Here is a 22728-nt window from a genome sequence, read left to right as displayed (position 1 = left end):
GGCTGGTTCAGGCGGTGACGCCGATGACGTTGTCGGTACTGACCGAGGTGTTGCCGATGTTGAGCCTCGGCGAGCCGGTGGAATTGTCGACGCCCGTCACCTTGCCGGTGACGGTGGTGTAGCCGTAGACCGACTGGCCGGTGGAATCGGTCGCGGAGACTTCGAGCGTGTACTGACCGCCGTCCGAGAGCTGCGTGCCGTCGGTGGTCTTGCCGTCCCAGGTGAAGGAGTTGGTGCCCGACGTCGTCGTGCCGCTGCCGCTCCACACTGCGTTGCCGGACGAGTCCTTGACGGTGAGCGTGACGCTGGACGCCGCCGAATCCAGCGAGTAGCCGAACGCGATCTGACCGTCCTGCAGCGTGCCGGTGTCGGCCTTGGCGGTGACGGTCTGGCCGATGTAGTTCGACGAATTCAGCGTCAGCAAACTGTTGAGCGACGTCGTCAGCGTGGTGAGATTGGCGTTCAGCGTCTGCTGCTGCTCGTAGTTGGCGTAGGACGTGAGCTGATTGACGAAGTCGGTCGTGCTGGTCGGCTCCAGCGGATTCTGGTTCTGCAGCTCGGTGATGAGCAGCGTCATGAATTCGTTGGAGGTGAGGCTCGCCGTGGTCGACGCGGTCGAGGCGACCGTCGCGGCGGTGGTGGTGGTCGCCGTTGTTGCAGCAACTGACATGGGCGTGCTCCAGCGAATTCCGGGCGGGCTGTGCCTCGGAACTGCCTGTCGTGAAGGGGAGGGTCTCGAAGCCGTTCCCTAGTGAAACGGGCGCTGCCGGTCGTTCAGGCGAAGTATTTTGCGGCGGGCGAAAACGTCCCGCACTCGCCGCATGGAGACGTCACTTATGGCTGTGCCACAGCGCTTTTCTGAATTTCCAGGAAACCGCGTCGGCGCGGGAAAACCAGGCAAAATTTGCCTTCCGGCCAATGTGTCCGGGTCGATGGATCGTGCTACGCGATCGCGCGTGCGGGATCCGGCCAACCGGCACAGCGCAACCTCTCCCGCCTGCGGGGGAGGTCGGATCGCGCGAGCGATCCGGGTGGGGGAAGCCGACTCTCGGCGTCACACGGACTCAGTGCTTGGCGCGCCCCCACCCCAGCCCTCCCCCGCAAGAGTGGGAGAGGGGGCGCGCTGCGGCCCGTGGCGGTCGCCCGAGAGCTCTATCGCTTGTTGTTGGCGTCTGGATCGTCGTCGCGGCGCTCCGGCGCGGGTGCGGCGTCGCGCACCTTGCTCATGATCCGGTCGACCAGACCTTCGGGCGCGCGCACCGGGGCGGAGCGCAGCGCAGCGCGCAGTAATCGCGCCTCGGCCAGCGCCTGACGGGCCTGTTCGGAATGGCTCAGCAGCAGATCGGCCTGATCACGCTCGGCGGCCGGCCACGCGGCCGGGTCGTCGCCGCGTCGATCGAGCAGATCCTTGAATTCGGCAACGTCCATTCTGGAAACCGTCCGACCAAGACCGATGTCGCGGCGGCACGCGAGCGCGCGACGGCGACAGAGGGTCGATCGCTCGTAAGGCAGGGACGGCCGTTAGGCAACAGCAGCGCGGCTTTTCAACCGCAAAATGCGCGGAAAGCGGGCGCGCCGGAGGGCGGAGCGGCGGGTCCGGAGCGGGTCAGCCCGCCTTCGCGGCCTCGAGGGCGACATAGGCCCAGGCGTTCCGCAACTCCATCAGGCTGCCGATGATGCGCTTGTAGCAGTCCGCCGAATTCGGCCGGCCATAGGACCGCAGGCAGGCCATGATCAGGCTGTGATAGGTCTGGTGCAGCCCCTCGGCGACCGCACCGCCCTTGTCGAAATTCAGATGGTGGCTCAGGCCGCGCAGGATCGCCGTCGCGCGGATCATCTGCGTGTGGCTTTCCTCGAACCGCTTCTGCTCGGTGGCGGCGATCGAACTCTGCAGCGCCTTGATGGCGCCGTCGAGCAGCATCGCCACCGCGCGCAGCGGCGGAACGGCGACGGCGGCGCTGCGATAGGCCTGAGCCGCGTGAAGGCGGGCGTGGTTCTGCATGATCGGTTACTCGTCGTTGAGGAGAGCGGAGAGATAGTCGAGCGTGGTGTCCGCCGTGGAGATCGCGCTCTGGTATTTGGCGTATTGGCTGACCAGCATCGCGCGGTAGATTTCGGCCCGCTCGTTGATGTCGTTGATCTGCTGCTCCATCCGGTCGTCCTGCGATTGCAGGCTGGTGACCAGATCCTGCAGCGACCCCGTGCTGGTGTCGGAGGCGAGGTCGGCGATGTTGTTGATCTGCGCCGCGATGCCGGAGGTCGAGGTCACGGTGATCGACGCCGAGCTGGAGCCCGAATAGGTGAAGGCCATGCCGGAATACACCGTGCCGGAGGCGCCGATGATGGTGTTGCCGCTGACGGTGAACAGCGAGCTGTCGCCGCCGACCGACACCGTCAGGGCGCCGGAATCGTCGACCGCGATGTCGAGCACGAAGGACGACGGCGGCGACGAGTTGGTATTGACCACCGAGAGCGAGCTCGACGACGCCGTCGTCTTCGACGCCAGCAGAGCGATCACGCCCGAGAGGTCTTCGGTCAGCGTGGCCGACAGCACGCTGGTGTCGAACTCGAGCGTATTGGTGTCGGTGAACGACAGCCCGAGGTCGGTCATCGACAGTCCGCCGACGGTGGAGTTCATCGCCTGTTCGATCTGCGTCATGATGCTGCGCATGGTGCCGTCGCCGAACAGCACGGCGCTGGAATCCGCGGTCCCGTCCGAGGTCAGCGTCTGCTGCGCGGTGACCTCCTCGCGGACGGCGTTGTAGGCGGTGACGAACTCCTCCAGCGCGGCCGCGATCTGGTCGGCGTCGACGTCGATGCTGAGATTGATGGTCGAGCCGTCCGGCGTCGCCTGCAGCAGGCTGAAGGTCACGCCGCTCAGCACGTCGGTGATGTCGTTGGTGTCGCGGGTCAGCGAGATGCCGTCGACCGTGAACAGCGCCGGCTGCGGCTCCTGCAGCACGTCGGTGAAGTCGCCGGCGGAATCGGTGACGCCGAGCGTCGTCAGCACGTCGTCGCCGGAGACGACGCTGGTGGTGATCTCGGCGTTGTCGTTCAGCGCGGTCAGCGTCAGCGCGTATTCGGTGCTCGAGATCTGGATGATCGAGGCCTGGACGTTGGTGCTGTCGCTCTGCGCATTGATGGTGTCGGCGATGTCTTCCATCGACATGCCGCTGGTGATCGAGACGTCGACGCTGGTGCCGCCGGCCAGGCCGAGCGAGAACACGCCGGTCAGGCCCATATCCGCGGATTTGTCCGCGACGCTGGTTCCGATCACGCGGTGCGCGGTGGCGATCTGCTCGACCGTGAGCGTATGGTCGCCGGTGGCGGCGCCGTTGCTGATCGACATCGACACCGCGGAGCTGGCGCTGACGTCGCCGCTCGAGGTGATCGTGGCCGCGCGGGCGCCGAAGGTGCTGTCGGACAGCGAGTTGACGATCGACTTCGACAGCGAGGTGGTGCTGGTCACGAGCGTGTCGAGCAGCGTCTGCAGATTTTGGTAGGCCGAGATCTTGGCTTCGTTGGCCGTGATGCTGGTCTCGATGGTGTCGGCGGCGGCGGTCTTGGTCGCCACCTGCGCTTCGATCAACGCATCCCAATCGACGCTCGTCGTGGTCGTGGTGCCGGACGTCGTGGTCGCGAGCGCGGCCGTCGCCGAGGCGGAAGTCGAACTGGTGACGGTGGCCATGGCGGTCGGATCTCCTGCGCTGGGCGGCGAACCGGCGCGAACGCCGGTTCACCGGATCGGAACGGCGTCAGCCGAGCAGGTTCAGCAGATATTGCGGCATCTTGTTCGCCGCCGACTCCGCCGACACCGCGGCCTGGACCATCACCTGCGCCGACGACAGCTTGGCCTGCTCCGACGCGATATCGACGTCGGTGATCGCCGAATTGGCCGACTCCAGGTTCTGCGACTGCGTCGAGATCGAGCTGGCGCTGAAGTTGAACCGCGATTCCTGCGCGCCGATATTGGCGCGTGCCGCCGAGACGGTGTCGATCGCGTCATCGAGCGCGTCGAGCGCCGAGGTCGCACCGGCCTGCGTGCTGATGTCGAGCGTTCCGACGCCGAGTTCGGTCGCGGTGAGGCTGTCCAGCGTGACGGTGATCGTATCGGCGGAGTTGGAGCCGACCAGCACCGCGGCGCCGGAGGCGAAGGTGCTGGAGCCGTCGAGCAGCGACTGGCCGCTGTAGCGCGTGCCGGTCGCGATGCTGTCGATCTGGTCGCTCAGCGCGGTGAATTCCGAATTCAGATAGGCACGGCTGCTGTCGGTGACGGTCGCCGAGGACGATTGCGACGCCAGCGACTTCATGCGCGAGAGAATGTCGCTGATGTTGGAGGCGCCGCCGTCGGCGACCTGCAGGATCGAGGTCGCCTGCGAAGCATTGGTGGCCGCTTGCTGCAGCGTGGTGACGTCCGACGAGATCCGGGTCGAGATCGCGAGGCCGGCGGCGTCGTCGGAGGCCTGGGTGATCTTGGAGCCGCTCGACAGCTTCGAGAGCGAGCTCGACATCTGCTGCGAGTTGATATTCAGGTAGCGGACGGCGGAATTGGCGGCGGTGTTGGTGGAAATGACGGGCATCGAGACGCTCCTTGAAGTGATCGGCCGCGAATGCGAACCGGAGTGGGGGACGACCGGACGCAGGCCAGCCCCCGTCCATCCGCTAAACGGAACGGCACGCGGAATTCAGGCGGGGTTTGTCTCGGGCCGGCGATTTATGGTTAGCAGTCGGTAAACGCCTGCAGCAGGTCCGGCTCGTGGCGCCGCAGGATCTCGCGGAGCTGCTGACGCCCGCGCTTGAGCAGCGACTCGACCGCGGCGACGGTCGTGCTCATCACCTCGGCGATGTCGCCGTTACTCATGTTCTCGTGATACGACAGGATCACCGCGACGCGCTGCTGCTCGGGCAGTTTCTGAATCGCGGTTTCCAGCAATTGGGTGATCTCGTTGCGCTGCATGGTGCTGCAGGCGTCGGGCTTGGCGTCGGCCGGCTCGGGCACGGCATCGACATTGTCGGTGCGCGGACGGCGATGCAGATCGATGCAGCGATTGGTGACGACGCGGTACAGCCAGGTCGAGAATTTGGCGCGGCCGTGCTCCCAGCGGCCGCGATGGGTCCAGACTTTCAGCATCGTGTCCTGCACCACGTCCTCGGCGTCGGCGCGGCTGCCGAGCAGGCGCAGCGCGATGCCGAAGGCGCGATCGATGTGGCGCTCGACCAGCAGCCTGAACGCCGCCTCGTCGTTCGCCGCGAGCCGGTCCAGCAATTCTTCGTCGATGTCGCGCGGCGCGTCAGGGTCGTGCGGCACGATCGCATCGGGTGCGAGCGTCGCCGATGCGGCCGGCGGCGTTGCGAGCGTGTCGACCGGTTCGGTGTGGAGAGCGTGCGCCATCCCCTGCTCCAATCCTATGCCGACGAACGGACGGTGTGGTCGGCCTGTGAAGTTTGTACGGGCCGCCCCGAAAATCCGGTCGGAGAATTTCGACTTATTTTGCAAATAGTTAGGTGGAAAATTCTGCCGGGTAGTGGGCAAAATATGCCGCCGGTGCCGGTGCTTCGACGCGGCGTTGCGCGGCACGCAGATGGGGGCTGTGATGTCATCGGCAAAATCTCGACGCACGAGGTGATCGCGCAAGCGCGACTGATGGTCTGACGCAACTACTCGACACGCAACGCTGCGACGCGCCGCGGCGACTCGCGCACGCGACTCCGGCGTGATGCCGCCGCCGACACGAAAGGCGTGGAATTCGGCTCGGCATCGGTCGCCGAATCGCACCTGGAAAAACTACCGGACTTCGCCGCGAGAAGAAGCGCAAATGTCGCGCGATGAGCCTCGATCGCAGCACGTGCGCCTGCTTTTTTGTTTCTGAACGTTTACTACGCGCGGACAGGCGGGACGGGACATGAACGTACACATTGCGGAAACAAATCGATTCAAGCCGAAATATTCCGACGCAAACTTCGTCTCGTTCGACGTCTTCGATACTTTCATCGTGCGCGGCTGCACGACGCCCGACGGCGTGATCGAGCGGGCGTTTCAATCGTCGCCTGCGGCGAACCGCTTTCCCGCCGCGGCTGGATCCTACGTCGAACATCGCAGGCAGGCCGAAGCCCGCGCGCGCAAGGCGGCGATCCGCAACGACGGCCGCGCCGAAATCGGCATCGCCGAGATCTATGCGGTGTTTCCGTTCCGGCTGTTCGGCCTGTCCAAAGAGGCGCTGCCGCACCTCGTCGCCGCCGAGTTCGCGGCCGAGCACGAATTGTGCCGCTGCAATCCGGATATTCTCGCGCGGTATCGCGAACTCCGTGCCGCCGGCGCGCGTACCGGCTTCATCTCCGACAGCTATTGGAGCGCCGAGCAGCTGGCATCGCTGCTGCGTGCGTGCTGCCCGGACCTCCAATGGGACTTTCTGTATTCGTCGAGCGACAGCGGCACCGGCAAGGCCGAGAAGTTATTCGGGATCTATCTCGCCGAGCATGCGGTCGACCCGCGGCGCGCGGTCCACATCGGCGACAATCCGATCGCCGACATCGACGGCGCGCGGCGGTTCGACATCAGCGCGCTGCACGTCCCTCAGGCGAGCGCGCAGCTGGCGGCGATCTTCAATCGCGAGGCGCCGGCCGGTCGATTGTTGTGCCAGGCGCCGGTCGGAACGCTGGACGGCGGCGTGCGCACGCTGCGGCGGCTGGTGGCCGCGCGCGTGCCGCGGCGATCTCCCGCGTTCGATTTCGGCGCCGACGTGCTCGGGCCGGTGATGCACGCATTCGATGGATTCGTCGCCGCGCGCATCGCGCAGATCGGCGCCGCCGGCGGCGAGGTCCGCGTCGGCTTCCTCGGTCGCGACGGCTTCCTGCCGCATCGGCTCCGCGCGAAGGCCGGCGACACGACGTCGCGCTATGTCGAGATCAGCCGCCGCGTCGGCGTGATGGCGGCGGCGGCGACGCTCGATCCGCTTGTCAGGCTGGTGCGCGAGATTCCGGCGATCGACGCGGTCGCCTTCGAAGGCCTGACCCGGCATCGCTCCAAGAAAGTGGCGGCGTTCTTCGCGCGTCAGCCGCAGGGCCGGACCACCGGCCCCGAACTCGCGAAGGCGCTGCCTGAGCTGATCGACGCGCGCGAGATCGCCGCGATCGCCGCGGCGCTGCGCGCCGAGCTGATGACCTATCTGCGCGCGCAGTTTCCCGATCTCGATCGCTGCACCGATCTGGTTCTGGTCGATCTCGGCTATTCCGGCAGCATCCAAAAATCGCTGCGGCGGGTGTTCGACCTGGAAGGCGTCTCCGCACGGATTCACGGGCTGTATCTGCTGTCGCTCGACGACGGCTTCGTCGACGGCGACGACCGCGACAGCTTCGAAGGCATGATTTCCGACATCGTGGTGACGCCGCACGTCAAACGCCTGCTGCTGCGCAACGTCGCGGTGCTGGAGCAGCTGTGCTGCGCGCCGACCGGTTCGGTCGAAGGCTATCGCGACGGCGCGGTGATCCGCGAGGCGGCGCTGCACGCCGACGCGCAGCAGGCACTGGCCGGCGAGGTGCAGGCCGGCGTACTCGCTTATGCGGCGGAAGCCGCGGCGCTGGCGCCGCAATTGCGCTTCGCGCCGATCGCCGACCCGGCGCGCGACGCCGCCAACGTCGTGACGATGCTCGGGCGGCTGCTGCTACAGCCGACCGACGACGAACTGATGCTGCTGGGATCGCTGCAGCACGACGTCAATCTCGGCACCACCGCGCTGACGCCGCTGCTCGACGCCGAGCTGCTGGCGGCCCGCCAGGTGACGCAGTCGCTGCCCGACGCCTGCACCGCGGCCGATCCGCCGATGTGGCTGGCCGGCTCGTTCGCCGCCTTGGCGCCGGCGCAGAGCTATTTGTATCTGCTGTTCGGCTGCAACCTGCTGCCGTCGGACCTGTTCGGCGACGTCAAATGCGGCCGGATCGACGTCGTGCTGCAGGATCGCAAGGGCGTCGCGACCACCGTTCCGGTCGCCTGCTATCGCGACGGCTTCAACGCGATCCGGATCCGGATTCCGATGTCGCAGGCGATGGCGATCCGCGCCATCAGCGTGCCGATCGCCACGCTGGCGACCGAGGGACGCATCAGCGGCCCGTTCCTGCAGAGCGGCGCGAGCATCAAGCTGGCGGCGCGCAGCGGCGAGATCCGGCTGCTCGATCGCGCCGCGGCCGCACAGGACGGCATCGCCTGGGACGGCGATCGCTACGCCGCCACGCGCGACGACGCCGTGCTGACGATCGAGCTTCCGACGCTGACCGATGCGGTGGCGATGCTGAGCATCGGCGTGACGCCCGCGGGCGGCGCGCGGGTGCTGGCGTTGGGCTGAACGCCGATCCGACCGCCTGAATCGATCGCCCCGTCCGTATGACGACAGCAATGTTTCGGCTGGGGCGAACACCATGAACGGCACTCTGGATCACATCATCGGACGCGACGAGCGGGCGGCTCCGCGATTGGGCGCCGTACAGCTCGCCCGGCTGCGTCGGCTGATCGGCGGCTATCCCGTCGTGGTGTGCTGGGACGGCATCTCGCCGGTGCCGGCGACGGCCGCCGCCGTCGTGGTGCTGGAGGCCGCCAACGCGGCGCGAATCGAGATGCTGATCGGATCGCTGCACGAGAACGCGATCATCATCCTGCCGACCGGCGAGAACCCGGCGTTCGACCTGCTGAAATCGAAGCTCTACGCCCACGGCTCGATCGGCGCGGAGGGCGCCGAGGCGCCGCATCACGTCTGGTGGGGCGGCGTCAAGCCGGCGGTGGTGCGCACCGGCGTGTATCAGCGCGAGGACACCCTGTTCATCACGGCGGCCGCGCCCGACGATGCCGCCGCACGCGAGCTGGCGACCGACATCGCGCGGCTCGGCCTCGCCTTCAAGGCCGGGCCGCTGGCCGCCGGCCTCGACGCCGCCGCGCAGCGCTGCGCCAAAGTCGATTTCATCGTCGCACAATGGTCGCAGGCCGACCGCGGCGTATTCTGGATCGATCCCGATGCGCGCGTCGCGGCGCATCCGCTGCTGCCGCAGGCGTCCGGCTGCGACTTCGCGGTGCATCGCCAGCCGAGCGGCGCGATGACCACCGGCGCGCTGTACTTCAACCGGACCGACGCCGCGCGCGCGCTGCTGGAGATGTGGCAGCGCCTGACCCACGGCTATCCCGATCTGCCGGCCTCGTTTCTGCTCGATCAGGCCTGGATTCTGATCGCCTCGCAGCGGCAGCTCGAAACCGCTTGGCTGCCCGACGATTATTGGCGGGTCGACGACCTGACGACGCGCGGACACGCCGTGATCGTCGCCGCCGCGGCCGCAGGCGCCACGACCGACCTCGAACCGCAGCTCGGCCGCTTCGCCGCGCCGCTGCAACTGGGCCGCCGCTTCTCGCGGCATCAGGCACCAGAGGCGCATCTGATCATGACCGTGCCGGGCGCGGGGCGCGGGCCGATCACCGTGGTGGTACGCGACGTTCTGTCGGCCGGCGCGCGCCATCTCAGCGGCTACGTCGAGGCGATCACGGCGGTGTTCGCGGCGGACAGCGGCGGCTTCTCGCAACTGGAGATCGTGCTGTGCGCATGGGACGAGGACATCGACCAGGTGCTGCAGATCCGCGATTATTCCTGGGTGCTGCTGATGGACCCGTCGGAGCCGATCGCGGCGGATATTTTCCGCGCACTGCCCGGCGGCGTCGGCGAGCAGCGGCCACAAACCAGCCGGGACTCCTTCGGCCGCGCCGCCTCGCCGGTCGGGCTGGTCGCCTCCCGGCAGGCGTTCATTCAACGCCCGAGTTCGGCCTATGCGATGACGCGGCACTGAGGCAAGACATGGGCGTGGACGGCCGGACGCGCCGACCACGCTGATCCAGCGCGGGCCCCGGCGCCGCGATGGCCGCGACCCTCAGCCGGCGCGCTCGGGCTCGCCCGGTACAGGCCAGCGCGATCCGGCCGGGCGGGCGCCCGCGCGCGTAGCGCCGCGCCGCGAGGCGATCCGGGCGCGGCGCTTGCGCCACCAGATCACCACGCCGGTGACCGACAGCGCCGCCACCACGAGCCCCATCGCCGAGATCAGGATGCGGCCGGGCAGGCCCAGGATTCTTCCGGAATGCAGCGGGAACTGCATCTGCACGAAGATGTCGGCCGCGGTGCCGACCCAGGGCAGCCGCTCGCCGAGCGGGCGGCCGTCCTCGCTGTCGTAATACAATTGCGCCGGCCCGACGCCGGCGGCGCCGTGATCGTCGCCCGGCTTGAAGAACTGGGCGGCGAATACGCCGTGCGCCGGGCCGTAGAACAACGAGCCGAGCGGCGCGGTGAAGCCGCGCGCCTTGCCGTCGGCTTCCGCGCGCGCGGCGATCTGCGCGAAACTCATCTTCGGCTCGATCGGATCGTCGAGGCTGCGATACGGCCGCTGCTCGAACGGCGTCGGCGTGTAGTTCGACACCGTCTTCATGATCGGCGAGAACACCTCGAAATACAAATTCAGCGAGAACGCCGTGAAGGCGACCACGAACAGCACCGCCCAGGTCCACAGGCTGAAGGCGCGATGGATGTCGAAATTGATCCGGTAGGCGCTGCCCGAGGTTTTGATCTTCCAGGCCGGCGCCCAGCGCGCCCAGAAGCCCTTGCCGAGTTCGCGCTTCACCGACGGCGCCTGCCCGGCGCGTAGCAGCCGCCGCGCCGGCAGCGTCAGGTAGAAGCCGACGAAGCAGTCGATCGTCCAGATGATCGCGATGATGCCGAGCAGCCGCGCGCCCCAGCGGTCGCTGCCCCAGAATTCGGGAATGTGCATGGTGTAGTGCAGCTTGTAGAGAAACGAGACGAAGTTCTCGCTGGTCACCGGCCACACCGCGCCCCAATAGCGGCGCCCCAGTTCGGCGCCGGTGTTGGGATCGAGGAAGATCTGGTTGTAGTCGAGCGGGTAGCGCTTGCTGGTCGACGGATCGATCCGCGGCTGCACGAAGAACGCCAGCGAATGGCCGGGCTCCGGCGTCATCGGAAAGAAGATCACGCGCGCGCGCGGATCGCGGCTCTCGATCTGCTTGACGAGGTCGACCGACGCCATCGCCGGCCCGGGCGTCGAGACATCGTAGAACTTGGCGTTGAGCGTCTCGTCGATCTCGTGGTCCCACGAGATGATCGCGCCGGTGACGCCTGAGAAGAACAGAAAGGCGGCGGTGAGTAGTCCGGCCCAGCGGTGCAGTCGCCCGAATATCGCTCTCATGCCGAACCGGCCCCATCCGTTGTCGTTGCGCGCTGGCGCGAAGCCGTCCGGCGCCAGGCAGGACGAGCTCCGATGGAGTTACCGCGTTGGGCTGTCGAGTGCAGGTCTCGTGTTTTGGAATCGTTCAAACGGAACCGGCAAGCGGCCGGGCATTCCACCGCCGCGGCCCGTGACGAGGCCCGGCGATCATGGCGATTGACGCCGCCGGTCAGGCCGACCAGCGGTCCTCCTCCTCCTGTGCCGCCTGCTCGTTGAGACGCTCGGCGATGTTCTCGGCGAGCTTCTCGGTCTTCGCCTCGGCGATGGTCTCGCCGTCCTGCGTCGTCACGGCGGTGTGGTCGGCATGGACCGGAAAATCATCCGGGTCGAGCGAGTGGTCATTTGGCTTCTCGGCCATGAGCCTGTCCTCCGCGACATGAACCAGCGCGTCATCTTGCGCATGCGACAACGCGCGACGGGCGCTTTGGTGCCCCCCGCCCAGCACGCGCTTACGTCCACATGTTGGACATTTTTGACGCTGCTGCTCTAACAGTTGGACAGATTTCCGAAGTTCATCATAATAGGTGGATGATCGAGGACCCGCAGTCGCCTGTCGCGTTCGCGCCCCTGCCCGCCGGAGCCATGCTGGCGGACAGCGCCGGCGATGCCGCGTTCGCCACCACGCTCGCCAAGGGCCTGATCGTGCTCGAAGCGTTCGACGCCGGCACGCCGCTGCTCGGCAACATGGAGATCGCGGTGCGCACCGGCATCCCGCGGCCGACGGTGGCGCGGCTGACGCATACGCTCGCCGAACTCGGCTATCTGCGGTTCGACCCTGCGCTGTCGAAATACGGCGTCGGCCCCCGGGCGCTGCGGATGGCGCATCCGCTGCTCGCCGACATGCCGTTCCGTCAGCTCGCCCGGCCCCTGATGCAGGATCTGGCGGCGAGCGTGCGCGGCACCGTCTCGATCGGCCTGCTCGACGGCCCGTCGGTGATCTATGTCGAAACGGCTCGCTCCGGCGATGTTGGCCCGCACAGCCCGGACATCGGCATGCCGATCCCGGTGGTGCGCACCGCGATGGGCCGTGCCGCAGCGTCGCTGCTGCCGCCCGACGAGGCCGAGCTGCTGGCGCGGCGGATCGCTGCGGCCGACCGCTCGGCGTGGGAGCGCGACGGCGAGTTGTATCGCGCCGGCCTGGCGCAATGCGCGCAGCGCGGCTTCTGCACCTGCTTCGGCGACTACATGCCGTCGATCCACGCCGTGGCGGCGCCGCTGTTCCGCTCCAGCCGCTTGAAGCGGACGTTTGCGATCAATTGCGGCATCCCGGAATTCCGGCTGCAGCCGGGCCAGCTCGAAGCCGAGATCGGCCCGCGCATCCGCGCGCTCGCGGCCGCCATCCGCGCGATGTTTCACGAAGCCGACGCCGCGGCCGCGCCACGGTTGCGGCAGAGCCGGAACGCGAGGTGAGATGCGCGCCGCAACGGCGCGGCGAAGCGATCTGAACGGCCATCGACAGGTCCGCCGGCTCAACGAGCGGACCGGAACAACGACGGAGGAGACATCATGATCTTGACCCGCCGCTCCCTGCTCGCCTCGGCCGCGGCACTCGCCGCAACGCCGAAGCGCTCCGCTTTCGCCGCCGACGAGTGGCCGACGCGGATCGTCCGGATGATTTCGCCCTATGGCGCCGGCGGCGCCAACGACATCTCGCTGCGTATCTTCAACGAGTACTTCGAACGCGACCTCAAGCAGCAGTTCATGGTCGAGAACAAGCCCGGCGCCGGCACCCGCATCGCCAACGAGACGGTGGCGCACGCCGCGCCCGACGGCTACACGTTCCTCTACGCCGCCGCGCCCTACGCCACCGCCGAGGCGCTGTTCGGCAAGCTGAACTACGCGCGCAGCGAGCTGCGCCCGGTGGCGATGGCGGTGGTCGCACCGATCTTCCTGATCATCAACGCCAAATCCGACTACACCACGCTGCCCGAGCTGATCGCCTACGGCAAGGCCAAGAAGGACGGCCTGACCTTCGGCTCGCCGGGCCCCGGCTCGCAGCCGCATCTCGCCGCCGAATTGCTGTTCAGGACCGCCGGCGTCAAGGGCCTCAACATCCCGTTCCGCGGCGATTCCGCGGCCTATACCGAGCTGCTCGCCGGCCGCGTCGACGCCACCTTCACGGCGATCAGCACCGCGCTGCCGCACATCAAGGCCGGCAATTTCCGCGTGCTCGGCGTCGCCTCGGCGGAGCGCAGCACGATCTATCCGGACGCGCCGACGCTGGTCGAGCTGGGCTTCCCGCAGATCGTCGCCGCCGGCTGGTACGGCTTCATGGCGCCGGCCGCCACGCCGGCGCCGATCGTCGCCAAGCTGGAGAGCACGGTGCTGCGCGCGCTGCAGGACGCGACCGTGACGCAGAAGCTGCTCGCCCAGGGGCTCGAAGCCCACGGCCGCAGCGGCGCCGACTTCGCGACCTTCATCGACGACGAAACCCGCAAATGGAGCAAGCTGATCGAGGACGCGGGCCTGAAGGGACAACCATAGCGCCGGCCGGGTCGTGCCCGGCGGTCGGTTACGACTCAACAAACAAACCAAGAAGCAACAAAGAGGAACACCATGAGGAAACGACTCGTCGGGCTCGCCGCCGCGGCGGCCATCGCATTGTCGGCCCCGGCCGCGCATGCCCAGAAGAAATACGATACCGGCGCCAGCGACACCGCGATCAAGGTCGGCCAGACCGCGCCGCTGTCGGGCCCGGCCTCGGCCTATTCGTCGATCGCCAAGACCCAGGCCGCCTATATGCGGATGATCAACGAGCAGGGCGGCATCAACGGCCGCAAGATCGACCTCATTCAGTACGACGACGCCTATTCGCCGCCGAAGACGGTGGAGCAGGTTCGCAAGCTGGTGGAAGGCGACGAGGTGCTGCTGACCTTCCAGATCATCGGCACCGCGCCGAACGCGGCGGTGCTGAGATATCTCAACGGCAAGAAGGTGCCGCAACTGTTCGCCGCCACCGGTGCGGCGCGGTTCACCGATCCGAAGAATTTCCCGTGGACGATGGGCTTCAACCCGAGCTACTTCGTCGAGGGTCGGATCTACGGCCAGTTCATCCTGGCGAAGCATCCGAACGCCAAGGTCGGCGTGCTGTGGCAGAACGACGACCTCGGTAAGGATTATCTGGCGGGCATCAAGGCCGGGCTCGGCGACAAGGCGGCGCAGATGATCGTCGCCGAGGCATCCTACGAGCTGAGCGAACCGACGATCGATTCGCAGATCCTCAAGATCCGGGATTCCGGCGCCGACCTGCTGTTCAGCGCCGCGACGCCGAAGCAGGCCGCGCAGGCGATCAAGAAGCTCGCCGAGATCGGCTGGAAACCGGTGCACATCATCGACATCAATGCCGGCTCGATCGGCGCGGTGCTGAAGCCGGCCGGGCTGGACGCCTCCAAGGGCGTGATCAGCGTCGGCTACGTCAAGGAGCCGGACGATCCGCAATGGGCGAACGATCCCGGCAACCGGCGCTATCTCGACTTCATGGCGAAATACTATCCCGAGGGCGACCGCAATTCGAGCTTCAACGTCTACGGCTACATCACCGCCCAGTTGCTGGTGCATGTGCTGAAGCAGTGCGGCGACACGCTCACCCGCGACAACGTGATGTACCAGGCGAGCCACATGACCAAGGTGCCGCTCGACATGCTGCTGCCCGGCATCAGCGTCACCACCACGCCGACCGACTATCGGGTCAACAAGCAGTTCCAGATGGCGACGTTCGACGGCGAGAAATGGGAACGCTTCGGCGACATCATCACCGACGCCGCCAAGGAGTAGCGCGTCCAATTTCGGCGTTGCACGCGAGCGGACGCAGCGCGCTCGCGATCCCGGCGCCGCAATGGCGGGCCGAGGCGGCAGGGCACAGCCCGCCCCCTCGCCCGCTCACGGGCTTAGAGCAGCTCGGGTTCGATGGAATCACCGCCGTCATCCTGAGGTGCCCGCTGGGCCGCGCCATGCGCGGCGCTGCGGGCCTCGAAGGATGAGCCGCAAGCGCCTTGGCCGCATCCTTCGAGGCTCGCTGCGCTCGCACCCCGGATCAAGTCCGGGGCAGGCTCTCAGGATGACGACTCCGCACGCGAGAATGCCGCGTTGCTTCAGTCATTCGATGACGCGCTCTTAGAACGACGTTCCGCCGCCGAATTTGAACTCCTGCACGGTGTCGTATTTGCCTTTCGACAGTGGGATGGCGTAGTCGAACCTCAACGGGCCGAACGGCGACGCCCAGATCAATCCGACACCGACCGAGCTGCGGACGATCTTGCTGTCGTCATATTGCAGTCCGCAATGCGGGCAGGCGGACGAATTCACTTCGCCGGTCGCGGCCCACGAGGTCGGGCCCTGATAGCCCCACAACGATCCCGCGTCGGCGTACACCGCGCCCTTCAACCCGACCTCTTTGGGAAGGAACCAGAACGGCATCTGCAATTCGAACGACGCGCCCCAATATTTCGTGCCGCCCAGCGAATCGCCCGATTCACTCATGCTCCAGTAACTGATGTCGCGCGGTCCGATGCCGTTCGTCGCAAAGCCGCGCACCAGGTTCGCGCCCATCTGGAAATGATCCAGCATCCTGATCTCGTTGTTGCCGAGCTTGCTGAGCACGCCGCCTTGCAGGTGGATCAGGCCGACGATTTCGGCGACCAGCGGCGTGTAGTATTTCGCGTCGCCCACGGTCTTCAAGTAGGTCACGTCGCCGCCGACGCCGGCGAAGTCCTGGCGCAAGTCGAGAAGAAGCCCGTCGGTCGGATTCTTGGTATTGTCCAGCGTATTGTAATTGAGCGTGTAGCCGATCGACGAAGTGATTTTGGCGCCGTCGGCCAGCTCCTTGCGGACCGGCAGGCTGGTTTCGCCGTCGGCGTAGCAGCCGTAGCCGTAATACGATGAACCGCTCGCATTGGTCGGGTCGACGCCCCCCAGCACTTCCTTGATGTAGGCCGGGGTCGGATTGTAAGAGAGGGAGGTGTTCGCGGCGTTGTTGTTGCAATTGTTGTAGGCGTCCGACAGCGTCACCTTTTGTTGATACAGCGAGTATCGCAACTGCAGCGACAAATCCTCGCGCAACGCGATGCCGAGACGGGGCGAGAACCCCAGCGTCGTCATATCGTAGCTGGTGTAGCTGTTCTGAAGTTGCTGCTTGTAGTAGAGGTCCAGCCCCAGCGCGAGCCGGTAGTCGAACAGATACGGCTCGACGATCGACAGCGACGCGCCCCGCGAATACTGCCCGTAGGACACCGACACCTTCCCAAACAGACCGCGCCCCATCAGGTTGCGTTCGGAGACCGACACCTCGCCCAGTGCGCCGTCGCTGGTCGAATAGCCGCCCGAGACCGAGAAATCGCCGGTCGACTTTTCCTCGACCTCGACGGCGAGGATGACGCGGTCGGTCGACGACCCCGGCTCCGTGACGATCTTCACCGACTTGAAGAAATCCAGGTTCTTCAGGCGCCGCTCGGCGCGGTCCACCAGCGCGCGGTTGTAGGCGTCGCCTTCGGCGACATCGAACTCGCGCCGGAGCACGTAGTCGCGCGTCCGCGTATTGCCGCGGATCTCGATCCGCTCGATGTAGATGCGCGCGCCCTCATCGGCGTTGAAAGTGACCGACACGGTGTGCGAGTCGAAGTTGCGGTCGCCGCTGGGCTTCACCACCGCGAAGGAAAATCCGCGGCGCGAGGCCTCGATCTGCATTTCCTCGACGGATTTTTCCAGCAGTTCGACGTTGTAGAGCGCCCCGGCCTTGACGCGGGAATAGCTGCGCAGCCAGTTCGGGTCGAAGCCCGGGATATTGGCGCGGAAATCGACCGACCCGATCCGGTACTGCTGCCCTTCCTCGATCTTGAAGGTGATGAGGAAGCCCTTCTTGTCGGGATCGAATTCGGTCAGCGCGGCCACCACCTGCGCGTCCGCGAAGCCGTTCTTGAGATAGAACCGCCGAATCAGGTCGCGATCGGCTTCCACCCGATCCGGATCGTAGATGTCGTTACTGGCGAGAAAGCTCAGGAAGTTGGTTTCCCGGGTCCGGATCACGTCCCTCAGCCGCGACGCCGAAAACGCGACGTTGCCGACGAACTCGATCGACTTGACGCCGGTCTTCGCGCCCTCTTCGACGCGAAACACCAGGTCGACGCGACCGTTCGGCCGGTCGATCACTTCCGGCGTGACGCGAACGTCGTAGCGACCCGAACGTCGATAGATCTCGGCGATCCGCAGCGTGTCCGACTGCACCACCGCTCGCGACAACGCGCCGCGCGGCCTGGACTGCAGCTCGGCTGAAAGCTGTTCGTCCTTGATCTTCTTGTTGCCCTCGAACACGACCCGACCGATCACCGGATTCTCGACCACGGCCACCACCAGACGGCCTCCGGCGCCGTTGATCTTGACGTCCTGAAACAGGCCGGTCGCGATCAGGCCCTTCAGCCCGTCGTCGAGCGCCGACGGGTCGAGACGGCCGTCGGGGCCCGGCTTGAAATAGGAGCGGATGGTGTCGGCCTCGACACGACGATTACCCTCGACGACGATGCTCGCGGAGGCGCTGGATGCGACCTGCGCGGCAGCCACGCCCGCCATCGAAGTCACGTCCGACGCCAGCAGCGTCGCCGCGAAGAGTAACTTGGCAATTGTCGTGCCCCACCGACGTATCATTCCCGACCTCGTGATCTACCAGTGTTCTGATGATGCGATCGGCGTGGCGGCGGTATGGCCTCCGGATTTCGCAATCGTTGCTGAGAATTGAGAATCATATTCGTGGTTCGGGCTCTATCGGCGCGAGTTCTGCGCCGTAGAGGCGCGAAACGACGACATCGGGCCGTCGCCGGGCTCATCACGGCAATCTTCCGACATGTTCGCGCGATTTACTTCTGTGCCGGCCGGTGCGATGGGCGACTGATGAACCCTTCACCGGTGGATGGACGCGATGAATAGGACGACGAGGACGAGCAGGATTTCGGCCGCGGTTTTCGCCATGATGATGTCGCTGGGCGCGCTCGACAGCAGCCCCGCCGCGGAGCGCCGACCACATGCGTCCTCGTCCGTGTACGACTACGGACGTGACGGCCCGAACCGAACGCATCAGTCGGGACCGCGCACGCGGGTGTACGTGACCAAGCGATCGTGGCTCGACGGCGGCACGGAAGTGCTGCCCGGTGACCGCAAGTTCAGCGACTATGCGTTCCCGCCCGGCTATTCGTTCGCCCGCGACAACAACAATCGGCCGCTCGATCGCAGTCCGCTCGATCCCGCGTCCGACCTCGGCGGCATCGCGCGCATTCCGTTCTAGAGCCCGGTTCCGATAAAATCAGAACCGGAGCTCTGGATTCTCGATTTGACGCGTTTTCTTCACGCGAACCGGTATCCACTTCGCTCGAAAACGCTCTGAAGCGAGCGATCCGGCGGCGGTTCGCCGAGCGCGCCGAGCCAGTCGCACACCGCCTCCGGCATCGTGTGCACATGCCCCGGGAACGGCGCCGCGGCGAAGCCGACATGGCCGCCGTCGTCGGGCTGCCACAGCGTGACATGGTCGCCGACCTGATGCGCCGCCGGCAGCGAGGCGCCCGGCACGAACGGATCGTTGCGCGCATTCAGCACCAGCGCCGGCACGCGGATCCGGTGCAGATGCGGCCGCGCCGAGGCCCGCGTCCAGTAATCGTCGACGTCGGCAAAGCCGTGCAGCGGCGCCGTGAAGGCGTCGTCGAAGGCGCGCAGCGTGGTGGCGGCTTCAAGCCTGTCGCGGTCGAACAGGCCGGGATGCTGCGCCCATTTCGCCAGCGCGCGCGGCTTCATGGTGCGCAGGAAGTTGCGGGTGTAGATCTGCCGGTTCAGCCCCCGATCGATCGCTTCCCCCGCCGCGATCAGATCGAGCGGCGCCGACACCGCCGCCACCGCGCGCACGGTTTGCGCCGCGCCCTCGCCGGCTTCCTCGGTCCAGCGCAGCAGCGCGTTGCCGCCGAGCGACACGCCGGCGGCGAACACCGGCGCGTCGGCGCGCGCGCGGATCTGGCCCAGCATCCAGCCGATCTCCTCGAAATCGCCGGAGTGATAGGAGCGCGGCGCCAGATTGATCTCGCCCGAGCAGCCGCGGAAATGCGGAATGCTGAAGCGCCAGCCGCGCGCCTGGGCCGCCTGCGCGAAGGCGATCGCGTAGCGGCTCGACGACGAGCCTTCGAGGCCGTGAAACAGCACCAGCCACGGCGCGCCGGCGCCGCCCGGCAGATGATCGACGTCGATGAAATCACCGTCCGGCGCGCGCCAGCGTTCGCGGTCGAGCCGCAGCGCCTCGGCCGGCCGCGGCCGCGCGGCCAGCGCCGGCCAGATCGTTTGCAGATGGCCGCCGGGCAGCCACCACGGCGCGCGATAATGGCGCATGAGAGTCAGCGTTCGAGACACGGGGCGGGCACACCGCCCCGGTAGCCTGCCGCCACCGGCGGGGAAGCGTCAATACCTTCGTGCCGAATCCGGATCGGACAGGGCGCGATCCCGGTTGCGTCACGGCGGCTTCGCAGTAAGCTCGGCTCACAACAGCCACGGAGCTGCAGCCCCGGGCGAACATCGAGGAAGCCTCATGAAGCCACAAGACGCGGGACATTTTCGCGACCTGTCCCCCGATGAACTCGAGGTTCTCGCCGCCGTCGAATGGGCGCAGGCCGCTGCCCTGTCCGGCGGGCCGAAGGGGCTGGTGATGAAATCCGCCAGCGAGATGCATGCGCGCGCCAAGATCAAGCGGATGCTGCTGAGCCAGGTCCCGACCCGGCACTGACGCACCGCCCCGGTTTGATCGATCGCGTATCGGCCGCGCGGCCGACGTGCCACAATCCGGCAATGCCGCCGCAACTCGCCCAGTGCCCGAACAGCCGAGGCGCCTATGTGGTGGCGATCGCGATCGCGTCGCCGCTGGAGATCCGACTCGGCAAGGCCGCGCCGATCCTGCTGCGTCCCGGGCGCTATCTGTATTTCGGCTCCGCCTATGGCCCCGGCGGCTTGCGTGCGCGGCTCGGCCGGCACTTCCGCAAACACAAATCGATCCGCTGGCATGTCGATCAGTTGACCACTGCCGGCGAGGTGCTGGGCGCATGGGCGGTGCCGCAGGGCGATGAATGCGCGCTGCTGCGCCGGCTGGATGATCTGCCCGTCCCGATCGACGGCTTCGGCGCCAGCGATTGCGCAACCTGCCGCAGCCATCTGCTGCGCTGGCCGCGCCGCGTCCCGCGCCGGGCGATCGTCGTCGCGCTGGCGGCCGATACCGGCGTGCGCCCGGTCTGGCTGCCGGCAGGCGGCTGATGCGCGCCGGGTCGGCGCGTCGGGACGCGATGTTTGCGGTGCCGGATTTCTCAGCGCCGAACTGATCTGGCGCAATGCGGCAAGTCGCGATCCCCGGTTGATGTGCGGCGCCTATTCGTCCGCAGTTCCGATCAGGATCATGTCATGCCGATCTACGGTTATGTCTGCAACAAATGCGGCCACCGCTTCGAGACGTTGCTCTACGCCAACGAGACGGCGAGCTGCCCGACCTGCGCAAGCACCGATCTCGATCAGCAATTGTCGCTGATCGCCCGGCCCGCCAAGGCCGGCCCGGAGGTCCCGATGTGCGACGGCGCCGGCGGCTGCGGCCGCTGCGGTCCGGACCTCTGCGCCTGACGGGCGGCGGATGCGGTGACCGGGCCTCGATTGCTCCATCCGCAAACGACAGCGGCAAAGCCCTGCGGCGTCATTCCCGCGACGGAACCGGCTCCGCCGCGGAACGACCCGCCTAGCGCGTTGTTCTTCCCGCCGACGATCCCCGATCCAAGGTAGTGAAGATGGTGCAGATCACCCGCGACTTCGACAATCCCGGCCGCGCCAATGCGGCGCTCGACGACCTCAGATCGCAAGGCTTCAACACCGCCGAGCTCGCATCCGGACCGGACGGGCGCGGCAAGACGACGCTGCGGATAGAGCCGCCCTTCGGCACCGCGGTGCGCGTCGAGCAGATCCTCGATCGTCATGCCAATGGTGCGCCGGCGACGGCGCCGCGCGCGACGACTCCGGTGACCGCGCCGCAGCCCGCCGGGGTCGTGGTGGCGCCGAAACCGCCGCAGCCACCTTCGCCTTCTGCGTCATCGGCTCAGCCCGCCGGCCGGGCTTCGGCGAAGCGCGAGACCGACACCGCCGTGACGGCCGGATCGGAGGCGCCAAAGTCCGCCACGTCGACTCGCAACGGCACTACCACCGGAACGAAGAGCGGCCCGCGCACGCTGTCGCAGCTACTCGGCATTCCGGAACTGATCGATTCCGATACGTTCTTTTCCGGCTTCCCGCTGTTGATCCGGCCGACGCCGAAGCGGCCGGATCAGCCGCCGGCGAAGCCGAGCTGATCGGCCCGGTCGCCGCGCGTCGCGCAGGTTCGGCTCAGTCGGATTTTTCCGACGTCCGGGTGCTGTTGCGGCGCGAAGCGGCGGCGCTGGCGCCGGCCTCCGTGCAGGGGATCTTGGTCCAGCTGCCGTCGGGCGCCTTCATGTAGGAGCTGCAACCGTTCGACGGCGGCTCCGCGAGACTGCCCTGATGCGCCTGATTGTTGGCCAGCGCGGAGCCGGCGAACAACGTCGCCGCGGCGATGGTGGCAACGCTGATGGATGTGATGCGGGTGGTCGTCATGATCCGGTCCTCCTGTCGGAACGGGCCGGACTATCAAGACAGATTGTGACAAAATCTTGCAATTGCGGCACGGCGGGCCGCCTTGCTGGATAGCTTTGCTTAATACTCCGCAAATACGCCGAACCGCGCGCCGCGCGCTGGTACGCTTGCGCACAGGGCCCGTGCTCAGCGCTGCAGGACCTCGCGGCCGGCGCGGGTGCGGTCCTGCCAATTGTGTCGTACCAGTTCCGGATCGACGTGTTCCTCGACCGGCCAGCCGACGCAGAGATAGCCGATGAACTTCCAATCCGGCGGCACGTCGAGATCGACGGTGACCGTCTGCGGATCGAGGATCGACACCCAGCCGACACCGAGGCCGAGCGCCCGCGCCGCCAGCCAGAACGTCTCGATCATCGCCACGACGGAGTAGTCCAGCGCCTCCGGCATGGTCTGGCGACCGACGCCCTGGCCCTGCTCGGTGGCGCGATCGCAGAACAGCGCGAACTGCCGCGGCGCGACGTCGATGCCTTCGAGCTTGAGCCGGGCATACAGCGCGGCGCGCTCGCCCTGATACGCGCCGGCGGCGGTCTCGTTGCAGCGCAGGAAGTTGTTCCGCACCTTGGTCCGCATCGCCGGACTGTCGACGCTGACGAAACGCCACGGCTGGCTGTTGCCGACCGACGGCGCGAGCTGGGCGAGGTCGAGCAGATGCTCGATCAGCGCCGGATCGACTCGGTCGGGACGGAAGCGCCGCACATCGCGACGCCACGCGATCAGTTCGGCGAATTTCTGCTGGAACGCCGGGTCGAACACCGGCGGCTTGGGGGCGGCGGCAACGGTCGCCTTCGCGTCGGACATGGCATCCACCTT

At 67.1% G+C, this 22728-nt stretch carries 22 protein-coding genes; 10 read left to right on the top strand and 12 right to left on the bottom strand.

Translation table 11 applies throughout. The features are described 5' to 3' along the window. Positions 1–7 precede the first annotated feature (7 nt). The 6 genes from RPB_RS03885 to RPB_RS03860 all read right to left on the bottom strand — a co-directional run bounded on the left by RPB_RS03885 (position 8) and on the right by RPB_RS03860 (position 5392). Entirely contained in the window at positions 8–670 is a 663-nt protein-coding gene (locus RPB_RS03885; protein WP_011439664.1) for a flagellar hook assembly protein FlgD, read from the bottom strand. 482 nt (positions 671–1152) lie between these two features. Further along, positions 1153–1428 carry a hypothetical protein gene (locus tag RPB_RS03880; RefSeq protein ID WP_011439663.1) on the bottom strand — a complete coding sequence of 92 codons (276 nt, stop codon included), beginning with the start codon at positions 1426–1428 and terminating at the stop codon, positions 1153–1155. Positions 1429–1606: 178 nt separating this feature from the next. Then, a complete protein-coding gene (fliS, locus tag RPB_RS03875) occupies positions 1607–2002 on the bottom strand; it encodes a flagellar export chaperone FliS (protein WP_011439662.1) in 396 nt (131 codons plus the stop codon). A gap of 6 nt (positions 2003–2008) precedes the next feature. After that, positions 2009–3688: a flagellar filament capping protein FliD gene (gene fliD, locus RPB_RS03870; protein WP_011439661.1), complete on the bottom strand. Its 1680-nt coding sequence runs from the start codon at positions 3686–3688 to the stop codon at positions 2009–2011. A 67-nt stretch (positions 3689–3755) separates the two neighbouring features. Then, entirely contained in the window at positions 3756–4580 is an 825-nt protein-coding gene (locus tag RPB_RS03865) for a flagellin (RefSeq protein ID WP_011439660.1), read from the bottom strand. Between the two features lie 140 nt (positions 4581–4720). Next, positions 4721–5392: an RNA polymerase sigma factor gene (locus RPB_RS03860; protein WP_011439659.1), complete on the bottom strand. Its 672-nt coding sequence runs from the start codon at positions 5390–5392 to the stop codon at positions 4721–4723. Between the two features lie 511 nt (positions 5393–5903). Between RPB_RS03860 and RPB_RS03855 the strand changes: the two genes are divergently transcribed. Together RPB_RS03855 and RPB_RS03850 are read left to right on the top strand one after the other, a co-directional pair. After that, positions 5904–8339 carry an HAD family hydrolase gene (locus RPB_RS03855; protein WP_011439658.1) on the top strand — a complete coding sequence of 812 codons (2436 nt, stop codon included), beginning with the start codon at positions 5904–5906 and terminating at the stop codon, positions 8337–8339. A gap of 73 nt (positions 8340–8412) precedes the next feature. Next, positions 8413–9819, top strand: a complete 1407-nt coding sequence (locus RPB_RS03850; RefSeq protein WP_011439657.1) for a hypothetical protein — start codon at positions 8413–8415, stop codon at positions 9817–9819. Between the two features lie 81 nt (positions 9820–9900). Here the strand turns inward: RPB_RS03850 and fsrB are convergent, their stop codons facing one another. Together fsrB and RPB_RS03840 are read right to left on the bottom strand one after the other, a co-directional pair. Further along, positions 9901–11220: a siderophore utilization protein FsrB gene (gene fsrB, locus RPB_RS03845; RefSeq protein WP_011439656.1), complete on the bottom strand. Its 1320-nt coding sequence runs from the start codon at positions 11218–11220 to the stop codon at positions 9901–9903. A gap of 208 nt (positions 11221–11428) precedes the next feature. Next, positions 11429–11617, bottom strand: coding sequence for a hypothetical protein (locus tag RPB_RS03840; RefSeq protein ID WP_011439655.1), 189 nt, complete (start codon positions 11615–11617; stop codon positions 11429–11431). Positions 11618–11787: 170 nt separating this feature from the next. Between RPB_RS03840 and RPB_RS03835 the strand changes: the two genes are divergently transcribed. The 3 genes from RPB_RS03835 (at position 11788) to RPB_RS03825 (ending at position 15033) form a co-directional block, all read left to right on the top strand. Beyond that, positions 11788–12669, top strand: coding sequence for an IclR family transcriptional regulator (locus RPB_RS03835; RefSeq protein ID WP_041797925.1), 882 nt, complete (start codon positions 11788–11790; stop codon positions 12667–12669). A gap of 96 nt (positions 12670–12765) precedes the next feature. After that, positions 12766–13743 carry a Bug family tripartite tricarboxylate transporter substrate binding protein gene (locus RPB_RS03830; RefSeq protein ID WP_011439653.1) on the top strand — a complete coding sequence of 326 codons (978 nt, stop codon included), beginning with the start codon at positions 12766–12768 and terminating at the stop codon, positions 13741–13743. Between the two features lie 72 nt (positions 13744–13815). Next, positions 13816–15033 (top strand): ABC transporter substrate-binding protein, encoded by a 1218-nt coding sequence (locus RPB_RS03825; protein WP_011439652.1) that lies wholly within the window; start codon positions 13816–13818, stop codon positions 15031–15033. A 339-nt stretch (positions 15034–15372) separates the two neighbouring features. Here the strand turns inward: RPB_RS03825 and bamA are convergent, their stop codons facing one another. Next, a complete protein-coding gene (gene bamA / locus RPB_RS03820) occupies positions 15373–17895 on the bottom strand; it encodes an outer membrane protein assembly factor BamA (RefSeq protein ID WP_011439651.1) in 2523 nt (840 codons plus the stop codon). 325 nt (positions 17896–18220) lie between these two features. Here bamA and RPB_RS03815 point away from each other — a divergent pair, with 325 nt between their 5' ends. Further along, the gene (locus tag RPB_RS03815; RefSeq protein WP_433993734.1) at positions 18221–18529 is read left to right on the top strand and encodes a hypothetical protein; all 309 of its coding nucleotides are present in this window, start codon (positions 18221–18223) and stop codon (positions 18527–18529) included. Positions 18530–18588: 59 nt separating this feature from the next. Here RPB_RS03815 and RPB_RS03810 read toward each other — a convergent pair whose 3' ends face one another. Beyond that, a complete protein-coding gene (locus tag RPB_RS03810) occupies positions 18589–19614 on the bottom strand; it encodes a YheT family hydrolase (protein ID WP_011439649.1) in 1026 nt (341 codons plus the stop codon). 196 nt (positions 19615–19810) lie between these two features. On the opposite strand from RPB_RS03810, the gene RPB_RS03805 reads away from it, so the two are divergent. The 4 genes from RPB_RS03805 to RPB_RS03790 all read left to right on the top strand — a co-directional run bounded on the left by RPB_RS03805 (position 19811) and on the right by RPB_RS03790 (position 21599). Beyond that, a complete protein-coding gene (locus RPB_RS03805) occupies positions 19811–20005 on the top strand; it encodes a hypothetical protein (RefSeq protein ID WP_011439648.1) in 195 nt (64 codons plus the stop codon). Positions 20006–20067: 62 nt separating this feature from the next. Next, a complete protein-coding gene (locus RPB_RS03800) occupies positions 20068–20526 on the top strand; it encodes a GIY-YIG nuclease family protein (protein WP_041797924.1) in 459 nt (152 codons plus the stop codon). Positions 20527–20670: 144 nt separating this feature from the next. Continuing rightward, the gene (locus RPB_RS03795) at positions 20671–20883 is read left to right on the top strand and encodes an FmdB family zinc ribbon protein (protein WP_011439646.1); all 213 of its coding nucleotides are present in this window, start codon (positions 20671–20673) and stop codon (positions 20881–20883) included. 161 nt (positions 20884–21044) lie between these two features. Beyond that, positions 21045–21599 (top strand): hypothetical protein, encoded by a 555-nt coding sequence (locus RPB_RS03790; protein WP_011439645.1) that lies wholly within the window; start codon positions 21045–21047, stop codon positions 21597–21599. Between the two features lie 34 nt (positions 21600–21633). Here RPB_RS03790 and RPB_RS03785 read toward each other — a convergent pair whose 3' ends face one another. Both RPB_RS03785 and bluB read right to left on the bottom strand, forming a co-directional pair. After that, positions 21634–21879 (bottom strand): hypothetical protein, encoded by a 246-nt coding sequence (locus tag RPB_RS03785; protein ID WP_011439644.1) that lies wholly within the window; start codon positions 21877–21879, stop codon positions 21634–21636. Positions 21880–22044: 165 nt separating this feature from the next. Next, the gene (gene bluB / locus RPB_RS03780) at positions 22045–22716 is read right to left on the bottom strand and encodes a 5,6-dimethylbenzimidazole synthase (RefSeq protein ID WP_011439643.1); all 672 of its coding nucleotides are present in this window, start codon (positions 22714–22716) and stop codon (positions 22045–22047) included. Between the last annotated feature and the right edge of the window lie 12 nt (positions 22717–22728).

It is taken from the genome of Rhodopseudomonas palustris HaA2 (genome assembly GCF_000013365.1).
Taxonomy (GTDB): domain Bacteria; phylum Pseudomonadota; class Alphaproteobacteria; order Rhizobiales; family Xanthobacteraceae; genus Rhodopseudomonas; species Rhodopseudomonas palustris_J.
This window is presented reverse-complemented; position numbering and strand designations above follow the sequence as displayed.